Source organism: Calidifontibacillus erzurumensis, assembly GCF_013303125.1.
GTDB classification, from domain to species: domain Bacteria; phylum Bacillota; class Bacilli; order Bacillales; family Bacillaceae_J; genus Calidifontibacillus; species Calidifontibacillus erzurumensis.
On sequence record NZ_JABTTE010000014.1, the window covers coordinates 22,278 to 40,302 of the forward strand.

The following is an 18,025-nucleotide window of genomic DNA, read 5'->3' on the forward strand; positions in this document are numbered from 1 at the left end:
TGTCGTTTCATTATATTAGCCTTCAGTGTCCATTCAATACCGAGAATAATAAGTAAAATTTAGTTTATGCAACTTCAAATGTACATTTTTTTCATTTAAAATAGTTAAATTTTTAAACTTCTAAAATATATTCAAAAAGAATGAAACAGAGTACAAAAAATACAATGTCATAAGCTGCTATTAGGTTTATCCACGAATAAACACTTGAAATATTTTCAGCATTCATAAGAACTATTTTTGTCGCCTGTACACCGGCAATTAATACAGGGCTTGCGACAGGAAACAAAATAATTGGCAGCAGCATTTCACTACTTTTTGCATTCACCGATAAAGCTGCCAAAAAAGTACCAACACATAAAAATCCTAACGTTCCAAGGAGTAAAATAAATATAAACATCAATAAATTACCTACTAATTTAAAATCAAACAAAATAAACAAAAGCGGTACTGAAATTATTTGCATGAAAGCGACTAGAATAAAATTAGCTATTAACTTACCAAGATAAATACTCGAAGGATCGATTGGTGCTATTATTAAACCATTTAAACACCCATTCATCTGTTCCCCAATAAACGACCGATTTAATCCTAGAATGCCGGAAAAAATGGTGATGATCCATATCAGACCAGGAATTACAGCCTTGACAGTTTGATTGGCTGGGTCAAATGCAAAACTGAAAGCAACGATCACAAGCGCTGAAAATATTAGCATCGCACTAATCATTTGTTTTGTTTTCCATTCGGAATACAAATCTTTCCAAGTTATGAGCCATGCAGTTTTAAAAATTTTTTTCATCGGAGCCCACCTGTGCGAAATATTTTTCAAAAATTAAATTAACTTTTTGCTCAGACACTGGGAAATCATCAATGATCGTCCCATCTTTCATAAATAGTATACGGTCACATAGATGAAAGGCTTCTTTGAGATCATGTGTGACCATAATAATTGTTGCACCACGCTTTTTCATTTTTGATATGAAACGATTTAATATTTGAATAGCCTGCTGGTCTAGACTAGTATGCGGTTCATCTAAAAGTAATATATCCGGGTCATGGATCAATGCTCGAGCAATGTTCAACCTTTGGATCATTCCCCTAGAAAACGAACGAACAGGTTCGTGCATAAAATATGCTAATCCAACTTCTCTAATGAGACCTTTTACTTTTCTTTCCTCTACTTCAAAACCGTATAATTTTGCAAAAAATTTCAAGTTCTCAAGTGGGGAAAAATGATCATATAAAAAACTATCATGGGACAAAAATCCAATTTTATTTTTTATTTCTAATGGGTGTTCTTTTAGCTGCTTTCCAAAAATTTTTATTCTTCCTGAAGATGGTTTCATCAATCCGCTGATTATATTTAATACGGTACTCTTTCCAGCACCATTTGGCCCTATTAATCCAATAGTCTCTCCTTGTTTTATTTGAAGATTGATATTGCGTAGGATTGCTTTTTCACCAATCGTTTTATTTATACCTTCAATAACTATCAACGGGCAAGCCCCCTTTCAGGCGATGAATGTAGCAAGGTTATTTATATTTCTTAAATTAAAATTTTTCCTACCGAAAAAACCTACGAGCAATAGTATATAGTATATCTAAGAATATATCACTATAGCTCATAAACATATTTCACTTCTTTTATATTTAAAGGTAATTTTCAAATTGAAAAATTGTCTTTATATCTATAAATTTTAATTTGCATTTTCCCAATTAAATAGGACGACTACTAAGTTGATTAATAACTTAGTGCCGCCCTAATCTTTAATATTAAAGTAATCATTTTAAATAGCTATTTCATCACTTTTCAAGTCTATTTTAGTTGATTCAACAAATATATTTTCCATAGTAGAATGTGTGCTTAATGGATCTGTAATTAAAATATCTTTGCCTAACTTTTGCAATTTGTTAACTTGCTTTTTTACAAGATTGTATAAAAATCCTGGGAATAATAAATAAGGAACAACGATAATTTTACTCTCTTCATCTTTTAAAACTTGTTCCAACCCTTGTTCCAAGTTAGGCTCAGCTTTTGCTAAATAACATATTGTCACTTGTTTCGTTTCTAAGCGGAGTTTAATTCCTTTCACTATTTCTTGATAAAGGGGCTGAATGGTTTCGTCGCTTCCACCGACTCCGACGATCAAGACAGATGAGTGTTGTGAAAATTTTCCACCCTTATTTTTTATTAGACCGCATACGGCATCAAGTATTTCTTTTTGAACACCGAGCGAGTCCTTCATTGTAACTTTAACCGTTGGATACTTCCTCTTTACCTCTTCTAATGCGTTCGGAATGTCTATTTTAATATGACCTGCTGGAAGAAGAAATAAAGGAACAACGGTAATTTCAGTTGCTCCTTTCTCCACACAACGCTGAAAACCTTCTGCTATATTTGGTTCCGCTAATTTGAGAAAACAAATTTCTTGAATTGGCACACTATTCTTTTCGATAATTCTTTGCAAAAATAATTTTATTTCTTCCAATTCTTTTTTTAACCATGTGCCATGTGCAATATATAAAATTGCTTTCATTGTTAACGACTCCTTCAACTCATCCATTACGAATGAGCTATTTGAAATAAAGTTTATGAACGGGATTGAGATTTATTGGATACGAGTCGTACCTTTTCGTTTTTTTCAATTTGGACAATCTTTTCATCTTGAACAACTAATGTTATCGACCCGTATTTCAATGATGAAAGCATTCTTTCAAGATGTTTAATAATTTCATTCCATTCTTCCATCTTCAACTTAATCATTCCCTCTTACTATGATGAATTAATCATACCAAATTGATTGGAATTGTCAACATTTTGTTCGTAATATTCTGATTAAATAGAAAAACTAGAAGTGTTTTCATTAATTTGAAGGGTTTCAAACCAATTTAATTTTTCTCTCATTTGAACTACTTCACCAATTATGATCATGCTTGGATTTGTGATTTTTTCTTTTGCAACAATATCGACGATCGACTGTAATGTCCCTACAACAGTTCGTTGAATATTCGTCGTTCCCCAATGAATAAGGGCTACAGGGGTGTCTGGGCTTTTTCCGTATTGAAGCAACTGGTTTTGAATATAAGGAAGTTCACTCACACCCATATAAATGGCTAGGGTGTCTACTCCCTTCGCCAGCGATTCCCATTTGATATCATCTTTTTCATTATTTTTTCGATGACCAGTTACGAAAGCTACTGATGATGAAAGTCCTCGGTGAGTGACCGGAATTCCTGCATATGCTGGAGCAGCAATCCCAGATGTAATACCAGGCACAATTTCAAAAGGGATACCGTGCTTGACTAAAAATTCTGCTTCTTCCCCACCACGTCCGAATACAAAAGGGTCCCCGCCTTTAAGCCTTGTGACAATTTTTCCTTTTTTTGCATATTTCACTAAAAAATGATTAATCGTTTCTTGTTGTAAAAAATGAGCTTGTGGAGATTTCCCGCAAAATTGCAATATTGCGTTTTCTTTTGCGTAAGTTAATAAATGTTCATTCACTAGCCGATCATACAAAATGACGTCTGCTTCTTGAATACATTTTACCCCTTTAACTGTAATCAAATCTGGATCTCCAGGACCAGCACCGACCAAATATACTTTTCCCAATATTTTCACCTCAATCTCCATAAGCTTATAATGATGCTGGCAAAAGAAAGCCAGCACCATTATGAATTTTTTTCTTCTCGTATAGAGTAACATCATGAACATGATCTAAATGAATCAAATGTCTTTCCAATTCTACATCGACAAGACGAAAGGCAGTTTCATCATCACGAGCACAAACAACTGCAAAATAACTTCCTTCGTTCAACGTTATTTCAAAACGGTACAAATACATTTCAATTTTTACCTTTCTTCATCATTTAAACGGCAGTTTTTTCACTTAAGATCTCATCTAATTTTTGTTGAAGCACATCAATGCCTACACGCCCAACATAATCAAAAAATGGTTCGCCTGCATTTTTAGTTTCTTTGAAATATAAAAGCAACTCTTTTACTACATCAGCAAGTAATCCCGCTTCAATTTTACCTTTTAGTTTTTCATTGAATTTGCCACCGTTATTGAGTGTACCCCCCACGTAAATTTCAAATGCTTCAACCATTTCTTTATTTTTATTTTTCATTAAAATTCCTTGTAAACCAATGTCGGCCAGCGGTCGTTGTCCACAGGAGTTTGGACATCCTACCATATGGATGCGGACAGGTACATCGAGTGTGATCGTTTCATCTAAATATTCAGCAATTTTTCTCATGAGCCCCTTCGTTTCAACTAATGCCAAGTTGCATAATTCGTTACCAGTACAAGATACAGAATAGCCAAGGAAATTTTTAGGATTGTACGGATATTTTTCAAAAATAGGCTCTTTAAGCATTTCTTCCAAGTTTTCGTCAGGAATATTAGGAATAACAATGTTTTGCGTATTACAATGACGAATTTCACCATTTCCGTATTTTTTTGAAACTCGTGCTAATTCAAGAACATCATCAGGACTGATCCTACCGATTGGAACATTAATTCCAACATAATTTAAACCTTCTTGTTTTTGCTTATGAACACCGTAAAAATAGCTGGCATTCCATTCGCCTTGCACATCTTCCCCCGATTCTGGAAGCGGACCAACAAGGTCAATCAATTTCTCTTTGAACTTTTCTACTCCCCAATCAGCAACTAAAAATTTCAAACGGTTGCGATGACGCTTTTCACGGTTCCCATAATCACGGAAAATTCTAGTAATTCCTTCCGCAACATCTTTAGTTCTTTCTTGAGGAACAAAAATATCTAATTTTTGTGCCAGCATCGGAACGGTTGACAATCCACCGCCTACTTTTACGTGAAAACCGTATACTTTTTCCCCATCGATTTCTTTAATAGCCGGTACAAAGGCAACACAGTTAATTTCTGAATTTGATGCATTATTGATACTAGCACTGATTGACATTTTATATTTCCGCGGCAAATTGGAATAGTCTTCATTGAAACGGAAAAATTCATAAACTTCTTTAATGATTGGTCTTGTATCAAACAATTCATTTGGGTCAATCCCTGCGAGAGGATTACCGACGATATTTCTTGTAATATCACCACAGGCACCCGCTGTTGTCATTCCAACTTCGTCAAGGCGACGTAAAATTTCGGGAATATTTTCTATTGTAATCCAGTGGAATTGTACACACTGGCGTGTTGTTATATCATAAAGTCCACGGCCAAAATCTTTAGCAATCTGGGCCAATGTTACAACTTGTTCATAAGTGACAATCCCTGAAGGAATCACTACCCGCATCATAAAATAGCCGTCTTCTTTCGGCTTTTGTAAATACAACCCTGCCCATTTAAAAAGGTCCCATTTTTCTCTCGGTATGGACTGAAACCCATGTTCTGCATAGTAAGGAATTTCCTCGAAAATCTTTAATCCATCCTGTTCAAGTTTCAATTTTTCTACCGTATTCAACTTAGGATTGTCAGCCCATATTTTTTCATATGCCATTTTATTTCCTCCTAGATTAAATTTTTGCTTGACAGGTAGTCTATCAATTGCTCTACACATTGATCTATAGAATATTTATTAGTTTCAAGTGTAATTTCAGGGTCTATTGGTTCTTCATACGGAGAACTAATGCCTGTAAATTCAGGGATAATACCTTCTCTTGCCTTTTTATAAAGTCCCTTAGGATCACGTTTTTCACAATCCTCAAGCGGACATTTAACATAAACCTCAATAAATTCGTCTTTTTCAAGCAGGTTCCGCACCAATTCGCGATCTGTCCGAAATGGAGAAATAAATGCTGTCAAAACAACTTGACCGCTATCGACAAATAATTTTGCAACTTCTCCTATACGGCGAATATTTTCAGTCCGATCTTTATCAGAAAATCCTAAATCACGATTTAGCCCATGGCGAATATTATCACCATCAAGTACGTAGTTTTTTATTTCTTTTTCAAATAGTTTCTTGGCTAATGCATTGGCAATGGTTGATTTTCCCGATCCGGATAAACCAGTAAACCAGATAACAAAACTATGATGATTGTTCTGTTTCCTCCGATCTTCCTTTGTTACCGAGGTTTCATGCCAAACAATGTTTGTACTTTTTCCCATAGTTTCCTCCTGTAATTCTCCACGGATAAACGCTTTTTTTATTTAGAAGCCCCCCTGGTACCTGACCCGGCACCTTCAAATCACGAATGAACACTGCTTCTTTGTAAACCTTTCATTAAAACTTCGACAACTTCTTTCCGGCTAAAAGTACTTGGTGGAAACTCACCGTTTCTTAGCATTTCTCTTACTTTTGTACCGGATAAGATAACGCGGTCTTCTTTTGAATGCGGGCAAGTCTTATCGGATGCCATGTTTTCACATTTATTGCAATAAAAACTATGTTCAAAGAACAATAACGTAATGCCTAATTCTTCAGCTGTAAAATTACGGAATATGAGTTGTGCATCATATGTACCGTAATAGTTTCCAACACCTGCATGATCTCGTCCAACAATGAAGTGAGTGCAACCGTAATTTTTTCGAACCATCGCATGGAAAACAGCTTCTCTAGGTCCTGCATATCTCATAGCAGCTGGAAATACCGCCAAAAATACTCGATCTTTCGGATAATAGTTATTAAGCAAGACTTGATAGCTTTCCATCCGAACATCCGCAGGAATATCATCTGCTTTTGTTTCCCCTACTAATGGATTTAAAAATAATCCATCAACCGTTTCTAAGGCAGTTTTTTGAATATATTCATGAGCGCGATGAACTGGATTTCGTGTTTGAAATCCTACAACTGTATTCCAACCTTTTTGTTCAAAGACTTTTCTTGTTTCCACTGGATCTAAGTAAAACTCTTCAAAATTATCTCTTTTTATTTTTTTCACAACAGTTATTGGACCAGCTACATAAACTTCCCCTCTTTCAAACAACTTCTTTACTCCTGGATGGGCAAGATCTGTTGTTTGATAAACATGTAGAGCTTCAATTGTTTTATTAGGTTCATAAATATCAGTTATTGTAATTACGCCATACACTTCGTTATTTTGTGTTAGTTTTACAACGTCTCCAATTGCAAATTCTTTCGCTTGTTTTTTCGAAACCGGCAATGTAATTGGGATACTCCAAACATGGCCACTTGAAAGCTTCATATTTTCCACAACAGATTCATAATCTTCTTTATTTAAGAAACCTTCAAGTGGGCTGTAAGCACCGTTACCAATCAACTCTAAATCGCTTAATGCGATAGAATCAAGCTCAATCGATTTTGTAATCCCACTATAATCGTATTTTGGATTAAATTTGTTAATTAAAGTTCCTCCATGTGGTTGGCTTAAAGTCATTATTAAATTCCTCCTATATAAATATTTCATATCTAATTAGTTGGTATAATTGAAAAATTATTAAATACCTCCGCCATTTTCCTGATAAACTCTTTTTTCTTCCTTGATTGTGTTTAACAAGCTGATCACTCCAAGTGTTGATGCGCAGACGCTCAAGAGGACAAAAAGAGAATAGATATCCATATCGACAACAACTTTAACAAGTCCATATGAAATCACTAAAGAGAAAATCGGCGAAACAATCCACACTTTCAAAATTTTTGAAATAATATTTTTCTTTAACACACTTGCACCCTTTTGTGCAGCTGCAATTCCCATAATCGCTGTAGAAGTCACTTGTGTAAGAGGTACAGGCAAACCGCAAATAGAAGATAAAATAACAAGAAAAGCTCCTGTACCTGATATTGCTCCACCTTCCAATAATGAGAATCTAGTAATCTTTTTTCCATTCGTTTCCATAACATGTTTTCCTAATAGGACGACTCCTAAAGCAGTAAACAATCCACCTAGTATAATTCCTTTTTCGATTGATATGATATTACCACCGACTAAAGGACCAATCGCATTAGCAACATTATTCATCCCTGCAGAAAAAGCTTCAAAAAATCCAATAATAATAACAAAAACAGCAATAATACGTTGAGTTTCTGGTCTTTTTAATTTTGGAAACTTTCTTTCTACCATCTGTATGAATTTTCCTGCAACAATTGCAATTACGAACGCTGAACCTGGAACTAAAAGCCAGAAACTAATAATGACCAATATATTGTTAATATAAAGGGCTTTGTAAGCAATCCCAACTCCCACTACCGCCCCTACCGTAATTTCACTCGTAGACAACGGGATTCCTAATAAATTTGCGATAAATAGGGATATCGCAGCAGAAAATAAAATAATCAACACAATTTTTACTGAAAGAAGATCTTGTGGAATGATTCCAGTGCCAATCGTTTTTACGACTTCACTTCCCCCAATAACAGCCCCTGCAAAAATAGCAAGACCGCATAGAATTAAAGCTTTCTTCTGACTCTTTATAGCACCAGATCCATATGCAACGCTGATCGCAGCAGCTGCACCACTTCCACCAATATTTAAAGCAAAAAACAATGCAATTATGATAGCTAAATAAGTTATGATCATCTTTAGAACCTCTTTATATTATTGATGTAAGCCACATTCAATTTTCCCGGTTCCAGCCCATCTTCCTGAACGTAAATCATCCAAGTTATATGCTGGCTGGGTACAGGTTTTACAGCCAATGCTCGGATACCCTTGGTCATGTAATACATTGTAAGGCAAACCGTTTTTATGCGCATATCGCCATATATCTTTCCATGTCCAATGAATAAGCGGACAAATTTTGACCGATTTAAATTTATTGTCTTTATTAATAAACTCAGTATTTGCCCTAGTTGCTGATTGCTCTCTTCGCAATCCCGATAGCCATGCAGTATAGCCTGATAACACTTCGGTTAATGGCAATACTTTCCGAATTTCACAACATTTATTTGGGTCGGTTTCCCAAAGCTTCTCACCAAATGTTAGAGCTTGTTCTTCTAAACTGATAGCAGGTTGCTTTAATTCGATCCTCAATTGTGGATAACGCTCTTTTACTTTGTCAATTAATTCATATGTTTCATCAAAATGGACATTTGTATCTAAGAAAACAATTTTCGCTTCTGGATAAACTTTTGAAATTAAATCAATTAACACGATTCCTTCAATTCCAAAACTACAAGCATAAATGAGATCATCCCCATAATGTTCGTATGCCCATTTTAAAACATCTAATGCTCCTTTTGTTTCATTATCAATCGGAAAACTAAGATTTGCTGCACTTTCAAAATTATCAAATCGGATTTTCATCTCCAACAAAATTCCTCCCTTAATAAAATAAAAAAGCGGATTTAACCTATTACGACTCCTATGACTCCCACGATTCCGTTAGGTTAAATCCGCCTCTGGTTGTCCAGTCAGCGTCTATCAATCTAGTTTTTGTATTAAAAAACCTCTTCGATAAGAAGAGGTGATTTAAGTCTTAAAATCTCTTCTTATCTTTTGAGTTCATTGAAATGAACTCACAGGAATTAGCACAGTGCTTAAAAAAGTCTGTTGCCAGGATTCATCGGGCCAGTCCCTCCACCATTCTTGATAAGAATTTATTAAATTTTTAGATTTATTGTGTTTAGAATACATGTTGAAAAGTTCAATGTCAAGTAGGTTTAATAAAAAAATAAAATAATTCATATCGATTAACTTAGATTTAAATATCATTTTGTTCTCCATTTAATTCCCTCATAATTTTCCCAACGAGGGACACGCTAAAATTAAAAATAAGGGGGGATCATTCATGCCGGGCCCATACTGCTGTCCTAATTGCGGGACAAACCGAACGAGATTTACAATAATTGAACAAATACCGAAACCTGTAAAAATGGATCCTCAAACAGGAGAAATTATCCAAGAATATAGCATTCAATTTATGGATCCATTCCATCTTCCATACCGCGGTCCTTCTTACAAAGTTCAATGCGGCGTCTGCGGATTGATTGAAGATGAGCGTCAATTTGAAAGCTTTGCAAAAAATAATCGCCGCTCTTAAAATCATTAGATTTATTTTTCTTCATAAAAGAAAACTTTAATATCAATTTTTTAGGAGGTTATTTAATTGGTAAAAGCTCACAATGCAGAAAAACAACAAAATGCCGAGCAGCAAATGGTTCGGAATAATAAACAAGAAATTGCTTCAGAATTTGCAACAGATGTAAAAGAAGTCAATCAAATTGCCAAAAAAAGAGAAAAACAAGGTAGAGAGCGCAGGGATGAACCAAAAGACGCAAAAAGTAAAAATGTAAAAGGGCCTCGTTAATCAATTATCATACACGAAAAGAAGGCACCCAAAAATGCCATTTTATATAGGCTTTTTGGATGCCTTTTTTTAGAAATTTGTTAATAGAAGTTATATTAAAAACATAACAACAATTGTTGTGACTACTAGCCCGATGATAACCGGTACTAAATTGCGCCTTGCAAGCTCAAATGGATCCACGCCACAAATGGCAGCAGCCGGAATTAATGCCCAAGGAACGAGTGTACCTCCACCAACCCAAATTGCAGCAATTTGACCTAAAGCTGTAAGTGTTGCAATACTTGCTCCTGTAGCTGCTGCAAATAGATTTGCAACGGATCCAGCTAATGAAATACCTGAAAAACCCGAACCATCCAAACCAGTAATTGCACCAACAGTAGTTAATGTCACGGCTGCGATTTGGCCATTTAACGGCACTGTATGCGCCAAGGCGATTCCTAAATCATTTACAAGACCAGTGGAATTTGTTGGAAGGAAATCTCCAATCATTTTTATAAAACCTGAGTCTCCAAGATAGAAAAAGGCAGCAATTGGAATAACTGGTCCAAATACTTTAAATCCAAATTGAAATCCTTCAATTAAATAGGAGGTCGTTTTTTCCAAACCTTTATTTTTATGGGCAAGTAGGCTAATGACTAAGAGAATAAAAATAGCTGTGCCACCAACTAATGCTGTTGCATCCCCGCCAGATAGATCAAGAATAAACATTGCTGCAACATCTAGTAGAAATAATACTGGAATAAGGAAAGCTAAAAATTTTTTAACACGAGGGGAAAGCAAGCTTTTCATTAATTCCTCTTCCTGATTAGACGCATTTTCTGCAACCAGTGTCTTTTCTGTATTATTTTCTATCTTCAAGATGCCTTTACGAAGATCCCGCTTTAATAAAATAAATGCAGTGACAGTCGTGACGATACCCATTACGAAAACTAATGGTACACTTGCTTCTACAACATCAAGAACCGGTATACCTGCTGCATCTGCCGTTAGTTTAGGAGCTCCTTGAATAATAAAATCCCCTGAAAGTGCGATTCCATGTCCAAATAAGTTCATTGCCATAGCAACACCCAATGCCGGAAGCCCTACTCTAATCGCAACAGGCAGCATGACTGCGCCTAACAAAGCTACTGCCGGTGATGGCCAGAAAAACCAAGAAATCACCATCATTAAAATTCCAATGATCCAAAAGGCAAGACCAGGAGTTTTTATTAATTTCGTAAATGGTGAGATCATTACATCATTGATCCCTGTTCTCGTAAGCGCTTTACTCATTGAGACTATGATAGAAATGACTAATATGGTGCTTAGAAGCTCAGTAATTGTAAAAATAAAACTATTAAAAATACTGCTAATAGACGCACTTAAAGATTGAGTTGCAGTAAAAGCTAATAAAAAAATCCCTACGATACAAATGAACGTTGTATCTCTACGCATGATCATAAACCCAAGGATAAGAAAAATGAAAATCACATATATCCAATGGAGGGCTGTTAACTCAACACCCATCGTAAGAACCTCCTATTGTTATAAATACCTATTGTTGTAGTATTAGGATATGAAATGGGTAAAAAGGTGTGATAAAAACCGTTTCCGCTATATAAAAACTTGTGCATCGTTTTTACTATGTCATTTCGACTTATGAACACCTTCTTCCATGTTTTTATTTGTGGCAATTGAAGAAAACCTTTCCCCTAGAATTTTTTTAAGGCAATTTTACGTTACATTTTGGAGGATTTTTCTTTCATTTTTTCGCAAAATGAAAAAACCTCTCGGTTAACCAAGAGGTTGATTAGGAACTTATACGATTTGATTTCATTAGATCATTCTTCTTGCGCAATTTTTCATTCATAAATTTAATAAACAAAGGAACAAACAAAATGACAAGAATGATCCGTAATGTTTGTACAGCTACTACGAATGTCGATTCCGAATCTAATATCATTGAAACTGTTGCCATCTCAACAACTCCACCGGGAGCAAAAGCCAGTACAGAAGCAATAAATTGAATACCAGTGATTGCTGACACAATATAGGCACACAAAAACATAGCTGCGATGAGCAAAATTGTACCGATTGTACCTACAATTACGATCTGTTTAATACCGACAAACATGCTCTTGCGAAATTTCGCACCTATGCTTGCCCCTATTAATATTTGACCAAAAATTACTAAAAAATGAGGCCACCAAATAACTACATGCTCATTGAAGAACATTGGACTGATAGTCTCCAAAAGGAGAACCCCCAATAATGTTCCAAGAAGCCAAGGTGCTGGTAGTTTGATTCTTTTTCCAACTAGTACTCCAAAAAAAGCAAATACTAACCCGCAAACTGTCCAAATAATAGTAAAAGTTGAAAAATTCGCCGCAACTTGAACGAATTGGTCATTCCCAACGTTCTCAATGCTTGCAACTGGTTGTTGACCGCTTTGTGGCACCATTAAAAATAAAATAACAGGAATGATCGAAACGACGAAAAATACACGTATCGCTTGAACAGCGCTGACAATCCCAATATTTGCACCTACTTCCTCTGCGATGACCGGCATCGATGCAACTCCACCGGGGGAAGTAGCTAAAAAACTAGTTAACAAATCGGTCTTACTAAATCGATATAAAAGAAATCCTGTACCGAATGAAAAAATAATTGAAAAAAGAAGAACGATTGCTACAATTAGCCAATGATCGTACAGTACGTTCATTACGGACAAATTTAAATTTTTTCCTAACTCAATGCCTAATAAAAATTGAGCTAGTTGAAACCAATTTTTTCCTAATTTACTTTTTTCATTGATACCAAGCGTTTTTGGCTGAAAATAGGTTAATAGACATGCAACTATTAGCGAACCAATCATCCAGCCAATTGATAAGCCGAACATTGTAAATAGCAGTCCACCTAAGCCGCTTAAGAAAATAAACCAACTTTGTGAAAATAACCTAGCGGCCTTACTTTTCATTTCCATTCCTTCTTTCAAACAAAATCATTTATTTAAAGATAGTTATAACATAACCATTTAATTTTTTGTAATTTTATGTATTCTCCATAAACTTATTTTTTAATAAAACTACAATTTTAGGCAAGGCTATGTATTGAAAAATATTTTCTAGGAGGCATCAAAGATGACAAAGCAAAAAAAGAAACGCGAAAAATTTGACGAAAAGAAAAGTGCAGCTCCGATAGACGTATTAGCTGAAGAATTTGGAAATGAATATGCTGAAGCTACTTTCAGCAAAGAAGTGAATGCTTCAGAACATGCTGCCCGAAAGCAATTTGATAAACAGTAATAAAAAAGCTGTTATCATCACTTGTATTTTTATCAAACAAAAACTGCACCTCTAATTGTTAGGCTGTATCTAACAATTGGGGTGCAGTTCGTGGGTGCCTTTTATAATTAACCTAAAAATTGGTTGATCGCAATTTGATCGAGCATGTATTCAATATTTGATAATCTTCCAGCATGTTCATCGGTAAAATCTCCGCTCATTTGCAGTTCCAAGAGAGTTGCCCTCTCGTTTTCCAACGTTTTTTGCCACGCAATAAGTTTTTCATTCAACACAAACCATCCCCTATCAACGAAGTTTTTCTTATTTTGTACTGTATAAACTTTGTTCATTCTGAGATGGTTTTATTTAAAAATTATTAAGCTGCTTCTTTTATATTATCCCATTTAATCATTTTTTCAGTGAGTATTGCAATAATAACTCCCATAATGAAACCATTGCTAATAATTGGGCGAAGGATGATCGGGATACTGTTGAATAGACTGCTGTCCATATTCATAATACTAACCCCTATTAATAAAGGTGCTGCCAATCTGTAAATCGTTTTAGAGTTGAAAACATAACCGTTTAAGCTTTTTAAAGATGTACCTAATAATTGCAGATAAGCGACAAATAAAACAGCATTTCCTACTGTCATTGGCATTGTTGATAAAAATGATCCGAGAAATGGGAAAACGCCCAATAACACCATTAATCCTCCACTAATTATAAAAGGTTTGCGGTCAAAGATACGCGTACTTTCCAAAAAGCCGATCGATGAAGCAAACGGAGTATATGAAACAAGACCTAGAAAAGCTGCACCAATGGAATAAAAGCCAGTTAATAAATAAGATCTTTTAAATTGCCTTTCCGTCGGTCTTTCATGAAATAGATTTGCTGCAGCCTGAATAGATGCGATCGTATTGCTCAAATTAATGAGGCCTGCCAGAAAGGTAACAGTCACAATTCCAATATTCAAGTTAGGCCATCCCAATGGAAAGATTAAAATAAAAGACGGTTCTCCATTGAAAGATTCACTTTGGAAGAAAATTGCATATATAACCCAGCCGACAACCATACCAATCAAAATAGAAAAATTTGCGATCACTTCATTTCCTTTAATAATTAATAAACTAACGATTACAACAATTCCAATTGATAATAATGCAACAGGTATATCGATCGTCCCATCTTCATTGACTTTAAACATTCCTTTGAAAAAAATAAGGATTAATTGAAATGTCAGTAAAAATAAATAAACACTCATGACCATCGGTGTAAAGATGCGGTGCAATAAATGAATGAGATTTAATTTTACAAATAAAATAGCAACAACACCGGCAAGCAATAATCCAGTCGCAATTCCGCCTCCAATTTCCGAATAGCTTAATCCTAATGTTTGCGCAGATATACATAAATGAAGAATAAGTCCCCAAATAACGCCGGAATGGCCTTCCATGAGTGGATATCGATGGCCAAAATAGCCTTGCAGCATACAGGCTAATCCCGTAAAAATTAATGAGCTTCTAAGCATTGAAGCAATCACATCAGGTGATAAATGAAAAGCTGTACCAATTGAAACAGGTACAACGACCGTATTTGCAAAAATAAAAAACAACCATTGAATGGATGCGAATGATAATTTCCAGTCTATTGAAATCTTTCCCCCATTATTTTTCATAAAAAACCCCCATTAAACGGAAAAGATAATCCCCTCATCATAAAGCTATATTACAATAATCCAACATATTATTAAAGAAATATGAAACGTTCTTTTCAAAATAGAATGTCGATGCCAATTTAATAATGGTGGAAAGATCAAACTCATTTATTATTCTTAATAGGTAATGACAACTATACTAAAAAACTGAAGAATGTAGAAAAAGAAGACAAGGGTTCAAATGTAAGGATGCTGTTTTAAAGGGATTTATTGCTCTTAGATAGAAAAAGCTATGGAGAATATAATGAGCGGAATAACAACTCTCCAGAAGGAATGGATTATAAACACTTGAAGAATGGCTTCTTTGAAGGCATATTACTTTTGATACAGGTTCATTTCACATTATTTTTTTCAATTTCTCGTTTATTCCAAGTAGATCATTGAATTTCTTACAGTATTTTTCTTCTTGTAATCCGTTCTTTACACCGTTTTAAAACAAGAAAGTGGTGTTATCTATTATTTTTAAGAGCTTGCTCATAAGTCAATATAGAAGCCAAACGGCAAAAGTTCACCGTTTGGCTTAAAATAATTATATCCTTCTTAAAAAGAAAATTATCACTTGTTATGAAGTCTCCTTGATTTACTTCCTTTTTTTGAACGGTATTCTTTTCCTTTATTGTCATCACCGCTTTCTAAATCAACGCCGTGCATGACGTCAGCAGTCCCTAGTTCAGGTGCTCCTTGATTTTTACTTTCAAACTTTGGATTTCGATTTGTCAAACCATTCACCCCTTTTTCTATTCTCTCCTTAGTTTAAATATCAATGTCCATTTTCATTCACATAATCTCTTTTAACGAAGCAAACATTAAGGAATAAATAATACATGGAGGAGTTAACATGAAAAAAATTTCTTGGATGACTTACATTATGCTAATCTTGGCAAGTTACCGCTTAACTCATTTAATTGTTTTTGACAAAATTACCGAATTCATTCGCGATCCTTTTATGACAGTCGTATATAAAAAAGATGCCCATGGACATACGTATAGAAAAAAAGTCCCTAAAAACAATTTCGGCTATTTACTAAATTGTTATTGGTGTTCAGGGGTGTGGAGTGCTTTATTAATTGGCATGGCCTATTTATTAAAGCCAAAACTGACACAAAGATTCATATTCATCTTATCGCTTGCAGGTGCACAATCGATTATTGAAACTTTTGTAGGGGTTGGAACAAAAACGATTCATTATTTATCTTCATTAGAACAAAATGCCCAAACTGAAAAAATGGATAGCCAATAACACAATAAATGGTCCCTCATAAAATATTAGAAAAACAAGTAATTTGACCAATGGAAAATAATTTAAATTCAAATAAAAATCTTTTTGTATTTTGGAGGGATTCATTTGCATTCTTATGAAGTAATGCCAAACTTTTTCTATCCAACAGATTATCATTTCTTTTATCGTCAACAAAACTTTGTTACCCAATTAACGGAAGAATTTCGCAGGCAACATTCTGATGTAATAAACGAGCTTGCTTTAAATGGAATGGACAATCGTTTAATTACGTATATTTTGCAAACAGTGATTCATTTTACGATAACAAACGCCCATTACTACAGCGGCTCTTTAAGCATGAGAACTAATCAATTATATGAATTATTACTACAAAGAGAACAATGGTTCAGTTATTTATTCCGAGCTTACCGCTTTTCTATAAACCAAATGAAACGTATTACACGTACAATCATTAAATTTACACTTCAACAAATAAGACCTATTTATTATTAATCTGAATGAAACAGTAGTGCAATTTCACATATTAATACTGAAATATATGTAAAGGAGTTGATGATGGGCATGGGTAGAGGGAAAGCTTTCAATCATAAGAGAAAAGGACATGAAAACCAACCACCAAAATATGCAACAAATGATCCTGAATTTTCATCCGAACCTCTACAAGGACAAAAAGATAATAATAATAAGGAGCAACAATAATTCAAGGGGTGAGCAAGGATGCCATATCCAAGATATCAAAAGGCAAATAAAAATCATTACCATGCAAAAACAATTAACAACAATTTGGAGTTTTCCGAAGAATTGACTGATATGATCTTCGATTATGTGCAAAAGAAACCAGTCCCTCAAAAAACGAAAGAATTTGGTGGAATTGAATTTTAGCTTAGTACCTTTGTGCATTTAAAAAAAAAGACTTTGATCATCCTTTAATCAAATAACAATTTATTACAGAGACATACACCGCCCCAGCTATAAAAACTAGAATAGATCTGAATTGTTGTTGCCTTATTGTAAAAACTAAACCTTGATTTAAACTTAGACCTTAAATTAAATCATGTTAACAAAAAAAGCGCAAAATCAATTGCGCTTTTTTTAGTAAGTGGAAAAACCAGCAACTTTGTTCATAAGTGGACGGTTTTGCAATTTATAACTTTCAATTGCTTCAGTTTTATTTGGCTGGTCGATTTGGGCTATTTTGTCCATCTTTCTCTCAATCTCATCTAATCTCTTTTCAAACTCTTCCAATTCATTGCGATGGTGGAGGACTTGGATAGAAACGATATCATCGGCCTTTTGAGAGAGCTGAAGTTCAATCTCATTTAATTTAGATAAAAGCTGTTCAAAACGTTGTTCCCAAGCTTCAAAATTCGTTGCATTCAAAACACCGCTTTTCATAATGATCCCCTCCCGCGAATTTTTTTTATATATTCGCTCCTTTTTATTAAGTCCCTGCATAGATGACAAAACTAGTTTTCATTCGGCAAAAGTAGTGTAAATGTTTTATTTTACTCTACTTTCGACAACAAAACCACCTTCTTTATTCTTGAATGAAATACTCTTTTCAGCCAACACTATTGGAAAAGGAGGTGTGTTAAAAATGAGCAAA

General features: G+C 34.7%; 24 protein-coding genes and 1 riboswitch. Of the genes, 7 read left to right on the top strand and 17 right to left on the bottom strand.

Annotation, left to right across the window (positions count from 1 at the left end; translation table 11 throughout):
* Positions 1 to 112: 112 nt before the first annotated feature.
* The 11 genes from HR057_RS10750 to HR057_RS10800 all read right to left on the bottom strand — a co-directional run bounded on the left by HR057_RS10750 (position 113) and on the right by HR057_RS10800 (position 9,196).
* Entirely contained in the window at positions 113 to 796 is a 684-nt protein-coding gene (locus HR057_RS10750) for a heme exporter protein CcmB (protein WP_173731440.1), read from the bottom strand.
* Complete coding sequence (ccmA, locus tag HR057_RS10755) at positions 780 to 1,493, bottom strand: heme ABC exporter ATP-binding protein CcmA (RefSeq protein WP_173731441.1); 714 nt, start codon at positions 1,491 to 1,493, stop codon at positions 780 to 782. Before ccmA ends, HR057_RS10750 begins: the two co-directional genes overlap by 17 nt.
* 291 nt (positions 1,494 to 1,784) lie before the next feature.
* Positions 1,785 to 2,534 (bottom strand): sirohydrochlorin chelatase, encoded by a 750-nt coding sequence (locus HR057_RS10760; protein ID WP_173731442.1) that lies wholly within the window; start codon positions 2,532 to 2,534, stop codon positions 1,785 to 1,787.
* A 53-nt stretch (positions 2,535 to 2,587) separates the two neighbouring features.
* Positions 2,588 to 2,746, bottom strand: a complete 159-nt coding sequence (locus HR057_RS10765) for a YezD family protein (protein WP_173731524.1) — start codon at positions 2,744 to 2,746, stop codon at positions 2,588 to 2,590.
* An 87-nt stretch (positions 2,747 to 2,833) separates the two neighbouring features.
* The gene (cobA, locus tag HR057_RS10770; RefSeq protein ID WP_173731443.1) at positions 2,834 to 3,610 is read right to left on the bottom strand and encodes a uroporphyrinogen-III C-methyltransferase; all 777 of its coding nucleotides are present in this window, start codon (positions 3,608 to 3,610) and stop codon (positions 2,834 to 2,836) included.
* Positions 3,611 to 3,635: 25 nt separating this feature from the next.
* Complete coding sequence (locus tag HR057_RS10775) at positions 3,636 to 3,842, bottom strand: DUF3906 family protein (RefSeq protein ID WP_173731444.1); 207 nt, start codon at positions 3,840 to 3,842, stop codon at positions 3,636 to 3,638.
* A gap of 25 nt (positions 3,843 to 3,867) precedes the next feature.
* The gene (locus HR057_RS10780) at positions 3,868 to 5,490 is read right to left on the bottom strand and encodes a nitrite/sulfite reductase (RefSeq protein WP_173731445.1); all 1,623 of its coding nucleotides are present in this window, start codon (positions 5,488 to 5,490) and stop codon (positions 3,868 to 3,870) included.
* A gap of 11 nt (positions 5,491 to 5,501) precedes the next feature.
* Positions 5,502 to 6,101 (bottom strand): adenylyl-sulfate kinase, encoded by a 600-nt coding sequence (gene cysC / locus HR057_RS10785; protein ID WP_173731446.1) that lies wholly within the window; start codon positions 6,099 to 6,101, stop codon positions 5,502 to 5,504.
* An 80-nt stretch (positions 6,102 to 6,181) separates the two neighbouring features.
* The gene (gene sat, locus HR057_RS10790; protein WP_173731447.1) at positions 6,182 to 7,330 is read right to left on the bottom strand and encodes a sulfate adenylyltransferase; all 1,149 of its coding nucleotides are present in this window, start codon (positions 7,328 to 7,330) and stop codon (positions 6,182 to 6,184) included.
* A 60-nt stretch (positions 7,331 to 7,390) separates the two neighbouring features.
* Positions 7,391 to 8,470 (bottom strand): inorganic phosphate transporter, encoded by a 1,080-nt coding sequence (locus HR057_RS10795; RefSeq protein ID WP_196237919.1) that lies wholly within the window; start codon positions 8,468 to 8,470, stop codon positions 7,391 to 7,393.
* Between the two features lie 18 nt (positions 8,471 to 8,488).
* Positions 8,489 to 9,196, bottom strand: coding sequence for a phosphoadenylyl-sulfate reductase (locus tag HR057_RS10800; protein WP_173731526.1), 708 nt, complete (start codon positions 9,194 to 9,196; stop codon positions 8,489 to 8,491).
* 182 nt (positions 9,197 to 9,378) lie between these two features.
* A riboswitch (SAM riboswitch) is annotated at positions 9,379 to 9,488 on the bottom strand.
* Positions 9,489 to 9,680: 192 nt separating this feature from the next.
* Between HR057_RS10800 and HR057_RS10805 the strand changes: the two genes are divergently transcribed.
* Both HR057_RS10805 and HR057_RS10810 read left to right on the top strand, forming a co-directional pair.
* A complete protein-coding gene (locus HR057_RS10805) occupies positions 9,681 to 9,932 on the top strand; it encodes a DNA alkylation repair protein (RefSeq protein ID WP_173731448.1) in 252 nt (83 codons plus the stop codon).
* Between the two features lie 66 nt (positions 9,933 to 9,998).
* Positions 9,999 to 10,199 carry a hypothetical protein gene (locus HR057_RS10810; protein ID WP_173731449.1) on the top strand — a complete coding sequence of 67 codons (201 nt, stop codon included), beginning with the start codon at positions 9,999 to 10,001 and terminating at the stop codon, positions 10,197 to 10,199.
* 90 nt (positions 10,200 to 10,289) lie between these two features.
* Here the strand turns inward: HR057_RS10810 and HR057_RS10815 are convergent, their stop codons facing one another.
* Together HR057_RS10815 and HR057_RS10820 are read right to left on the bottom strand one after the other, a co-directional pair.
* Entirely contained in the window at positions 10,290 to 11,705 is a 1,416-nt protein-coding gene (locus HR057_RS10815) for a hypothetical protein (RefSeq protein WP_173731450.1), read from the bottom strand.
* Positions 11,706 to 11,988: 283 nt separating this feature from the next.
* Positions 11,989 to 13,155, bottom strand: a complete 1,167-nt coding sequence (locus HR057_RS10820; protein WP_173731451.1) for an AbrB family transcriptional regulator — start codon at positions 13,153 to 13,155, stop codon at positions 11,989 to 11,991.
* A 163-nt stretch (positions 13,156 to 13,318) separates the two neighbouring features.
* Between HR057_RS10820 and HR057_RS10825 the strand changes: the two genes are divergently transcribed.
* Complete coding sequence (locus tag HR057_RS10825) at positions 13,319 to 13,483, top strand: hypothetical protein (protein ID WP_173731452.1); 165 nt, start codon at positions 13,319 to 13,321, stop codon at positions 13,481 to 13,483.
* Positions 13,484 to 13,590: 107 nt separating this feature from the next.
* Here HR057_RS10825 and HR057_RS10830 read toward each other — a convergent pair whose 3' ends face one another.
* The 3 genes from HR057_RS10830 to HR057_RS10840 all read right to left on the bottom strand — a co-directional run bounded on the left by HR057_RS10830 (position 13,591) and on the right by HR057_RS10840 (position 15,899).
* Complete coding sequence (locus HR057_RS10830) at positions 13,591 to 13,752, bottom strand: hypothetical protein (RefSeq protein WP_173731453.1); 162 nt, start codon at positions 13,750 to 13,752, stop codon at positions 13,591 to 13,593.
* 86 nt (positions 13,753 to 13,838) lie between these two features.
* Positions 13,839 to 15,140 (bottom strand): uracil/xanthine transporter, encoded by a 1,302-nt coding sequence (locus HR057_RS10835; RefSeq protein WP_173731454.1) that lies wholly within the window; start codon positions 15,138 to 15,140, stop codon positions 13,839 to 13,841.
* Positions 15,141 to 15,734: 594 nt separating this feature from the next.
* Positions 15,735 to 15,899 (bottom strand): imidazoleglycerol-phosphate dehydratase, encoded by a 165-nt coding sequence (locus tag HR057_RS10840; protein WP_173731455.1) that lies wholly within the window; start codon positions 15,897 to 15,899, stop codon positions 15,735 to 15,737.
* Between the two features lie 118 nt (positions 15,900 to 16,017).
* Here HR057_RS10840 and HR057_RS10845 point away from each other — a divergent pair, with 118 nt between their 5' ends.
* The 4 genes from HR057_RS10845 (at position 16,018) to HR057_RS10860 (ending at position 17,301) form a co-directional block, all read left to right on the top strand.
* Complete coding sequence (locus tag HR057_RS10845; RefSeq protein ID WP_173731456.1) at positions 16,018 to 16,419, top strand: DUF1360 domain-containing protein; 402 nt, start codon at positions 16,018 to 16,020, stop codon at positions 16,417 to 16,419.
* A 105-nt stretch (positions 16,420 to 16,524) separates the two neighbouring features.
* Positions 16,525 to 16,911 (top strand): hypothetical protein, encoded by a 387-nt coding sequence (locus tag HR057_RS10850; protein ID WP_173731457.1) that lies wholly within the window; start codon positions 16,525 to 16,527, stop codon positions 16,909 to 16,911.
* A 63-nt stretch (positions 16,912 to 16,974) separates the two neighbouring features.
* The gene (locus tag HR057_RS10855; RefSeq protein ID WP_230474430.1) at positions 16,975 to 17,118 is read left to right on the top strand and encodes a hypothetical protein; all 144 of its coding nucleotides are present in this window, start codon (positions 16,975 to 16,977) and stop codon (positions 17,116 to 17,118) included.
* 18 nt (positions 17,119 to 17,136) lie between these two features.
* Entirely contained in the window at positions 17,137 to 17,301 is a 165-nt protein-coding gene (locus HR057_RS10860; RefSeq protein WP_173731458.1) for a hypothetical protein, read from the top strand.
* 210 nt (positions 17,302 to 17,511) lie between these two features.
* Here the strand turns inward: HR057_RS10860 and HR057_RS10865 are convergent, their stop codons facing one another.
* On the bottom strand, positions 17,512 to 17,814 hold the full coding sequence (locus tag HR057_RS10865) for a chromosome segregation protein (RefSeq protein WP_173731459.1): 303 nt from the start codon (positions 17,812 to 17,814) through the stop codon (positions 17,512 to 17,514).
* Between the last annotated feature and the right edge of the window lie 211 nt (positions 17,815 to 18,025).

Coding starts and splice junctions, on each gene's coding strand:
- HR057_RS10750 (WP_173731440.1), bottom strand. CDS start 796: ATGAAAAAAATTTTTAAAACTGCATGGCTCATAACTTGGAAAGATTTG.
- HR057_RS10760 (WP_173731442.1), bottom strand. CDS start 2,534: ATGAAAGCAATTTTATATATTGCACATGGCACATGGTTAAAAAAAGAA.
- HR057_RS10765 (WP_173731524.1), bottom strand. CDS start 2,746: ATGGAAGAATGGAATGAAATTATTAAACATCTTGAAAGAATGCTTTCA.
- HR057_RS10775 (WP_173731444.1), bottom strand. CDS start 3,842: ATGTATTTGTACCGTTTTGAAATAACGTTGAACGAAGGAAGTTATTTT.
- HR057_RS10780 (WP_173731445.1), bottom strand. CDS start 5,490: ATGGCATATGAAAAAATATGGGCTGACAATCCTAAGTTGAATACGGTA.
- cysC (WP_173731446.1), bottom strand. CDS start 6,101: ATGGGAAAAAGTACAAACATTGTTTGGCATGAAACCTCGGTAACAAAG.
- sat (WP_173731447.1), bottom strand. CDS start 7,330: ATGACTTTAAGCCAACCACATGGAGGAACTTTAATTAACAAATTTAAT.
- HR057_RS10795 (WP_196237919.1), bottom strand. CDS start 8,470: ATGATCATAACTTATTTAGCTATCATAATTGCATTGTTTTTTGCTTTA.
- HR057_RS10800 (WP_173731526.1), bottom strand. CDS start 9,196: ATGAAAATCCGATTTGATAATTTTGAAAGTGCAGCAAATCTTAGTTTT.
- HR057_RS10805 (WP_173731448.1), top strand. CDS start 9,681: ATGCCGGGCCCATACTGCTGTCCTAATTGCGGGACAAACCGAACGAGA.
- HR057_RS10815 (WP_173731450.1), bottom strand. CDS start 11,705: ATGGGTGTTGAGTTAACAGCCCTCCATTGGATATATGTGATTTTCATT.
- HR057_RS10820 (WP_173731451.1), bottom strand. CDS start 13,155: ATGAAAAGTAAGGCCGCTAGGTTATTTTCACAAAGTTGGTTTATTTTC.
- HR057_RS10825 (WP_173731452.1), top strand. CDS start 13,319: ATGACAAAGCAAAAAAAGAAACGCGAAAAATTTGACGAAAAGAAAAGT.
- HR057_RS10835 (WP_173731454.1), bottom strand. CDS start 15,140: ATGAAAAATAATGGGGGAAAGATTTCAATAGACTGGAAATTATCATTC.
- HR057_RS10845 (WP_173731456.1), top strand. CDS start 16,018: ATGAAAAAAATTTCTTGGATGACTTACATTATGCTAATCTTGGCAAGT.
- HR057_RS10855 (WP_230474430.1), top strand. CDS start 16,975: ATGGGCATGGGTAGAGGGAAAGCTTTCAATCATAAGAGAAAAGGACAT.
- HR057_RS10860 (WP_173731458.1), top strand. CDS start 17,137: ATGCCATATCCAAGATATCAAAAGGCAAATAAAAATCATTACCATGCA.
- HR057_RS10865 (WP_173731459.1), bottom strand. CDS start 17,814: ATGAAAAGCGGTGTTTTGAATGCAACGAATTTTGAAGCTTGGGAACAA.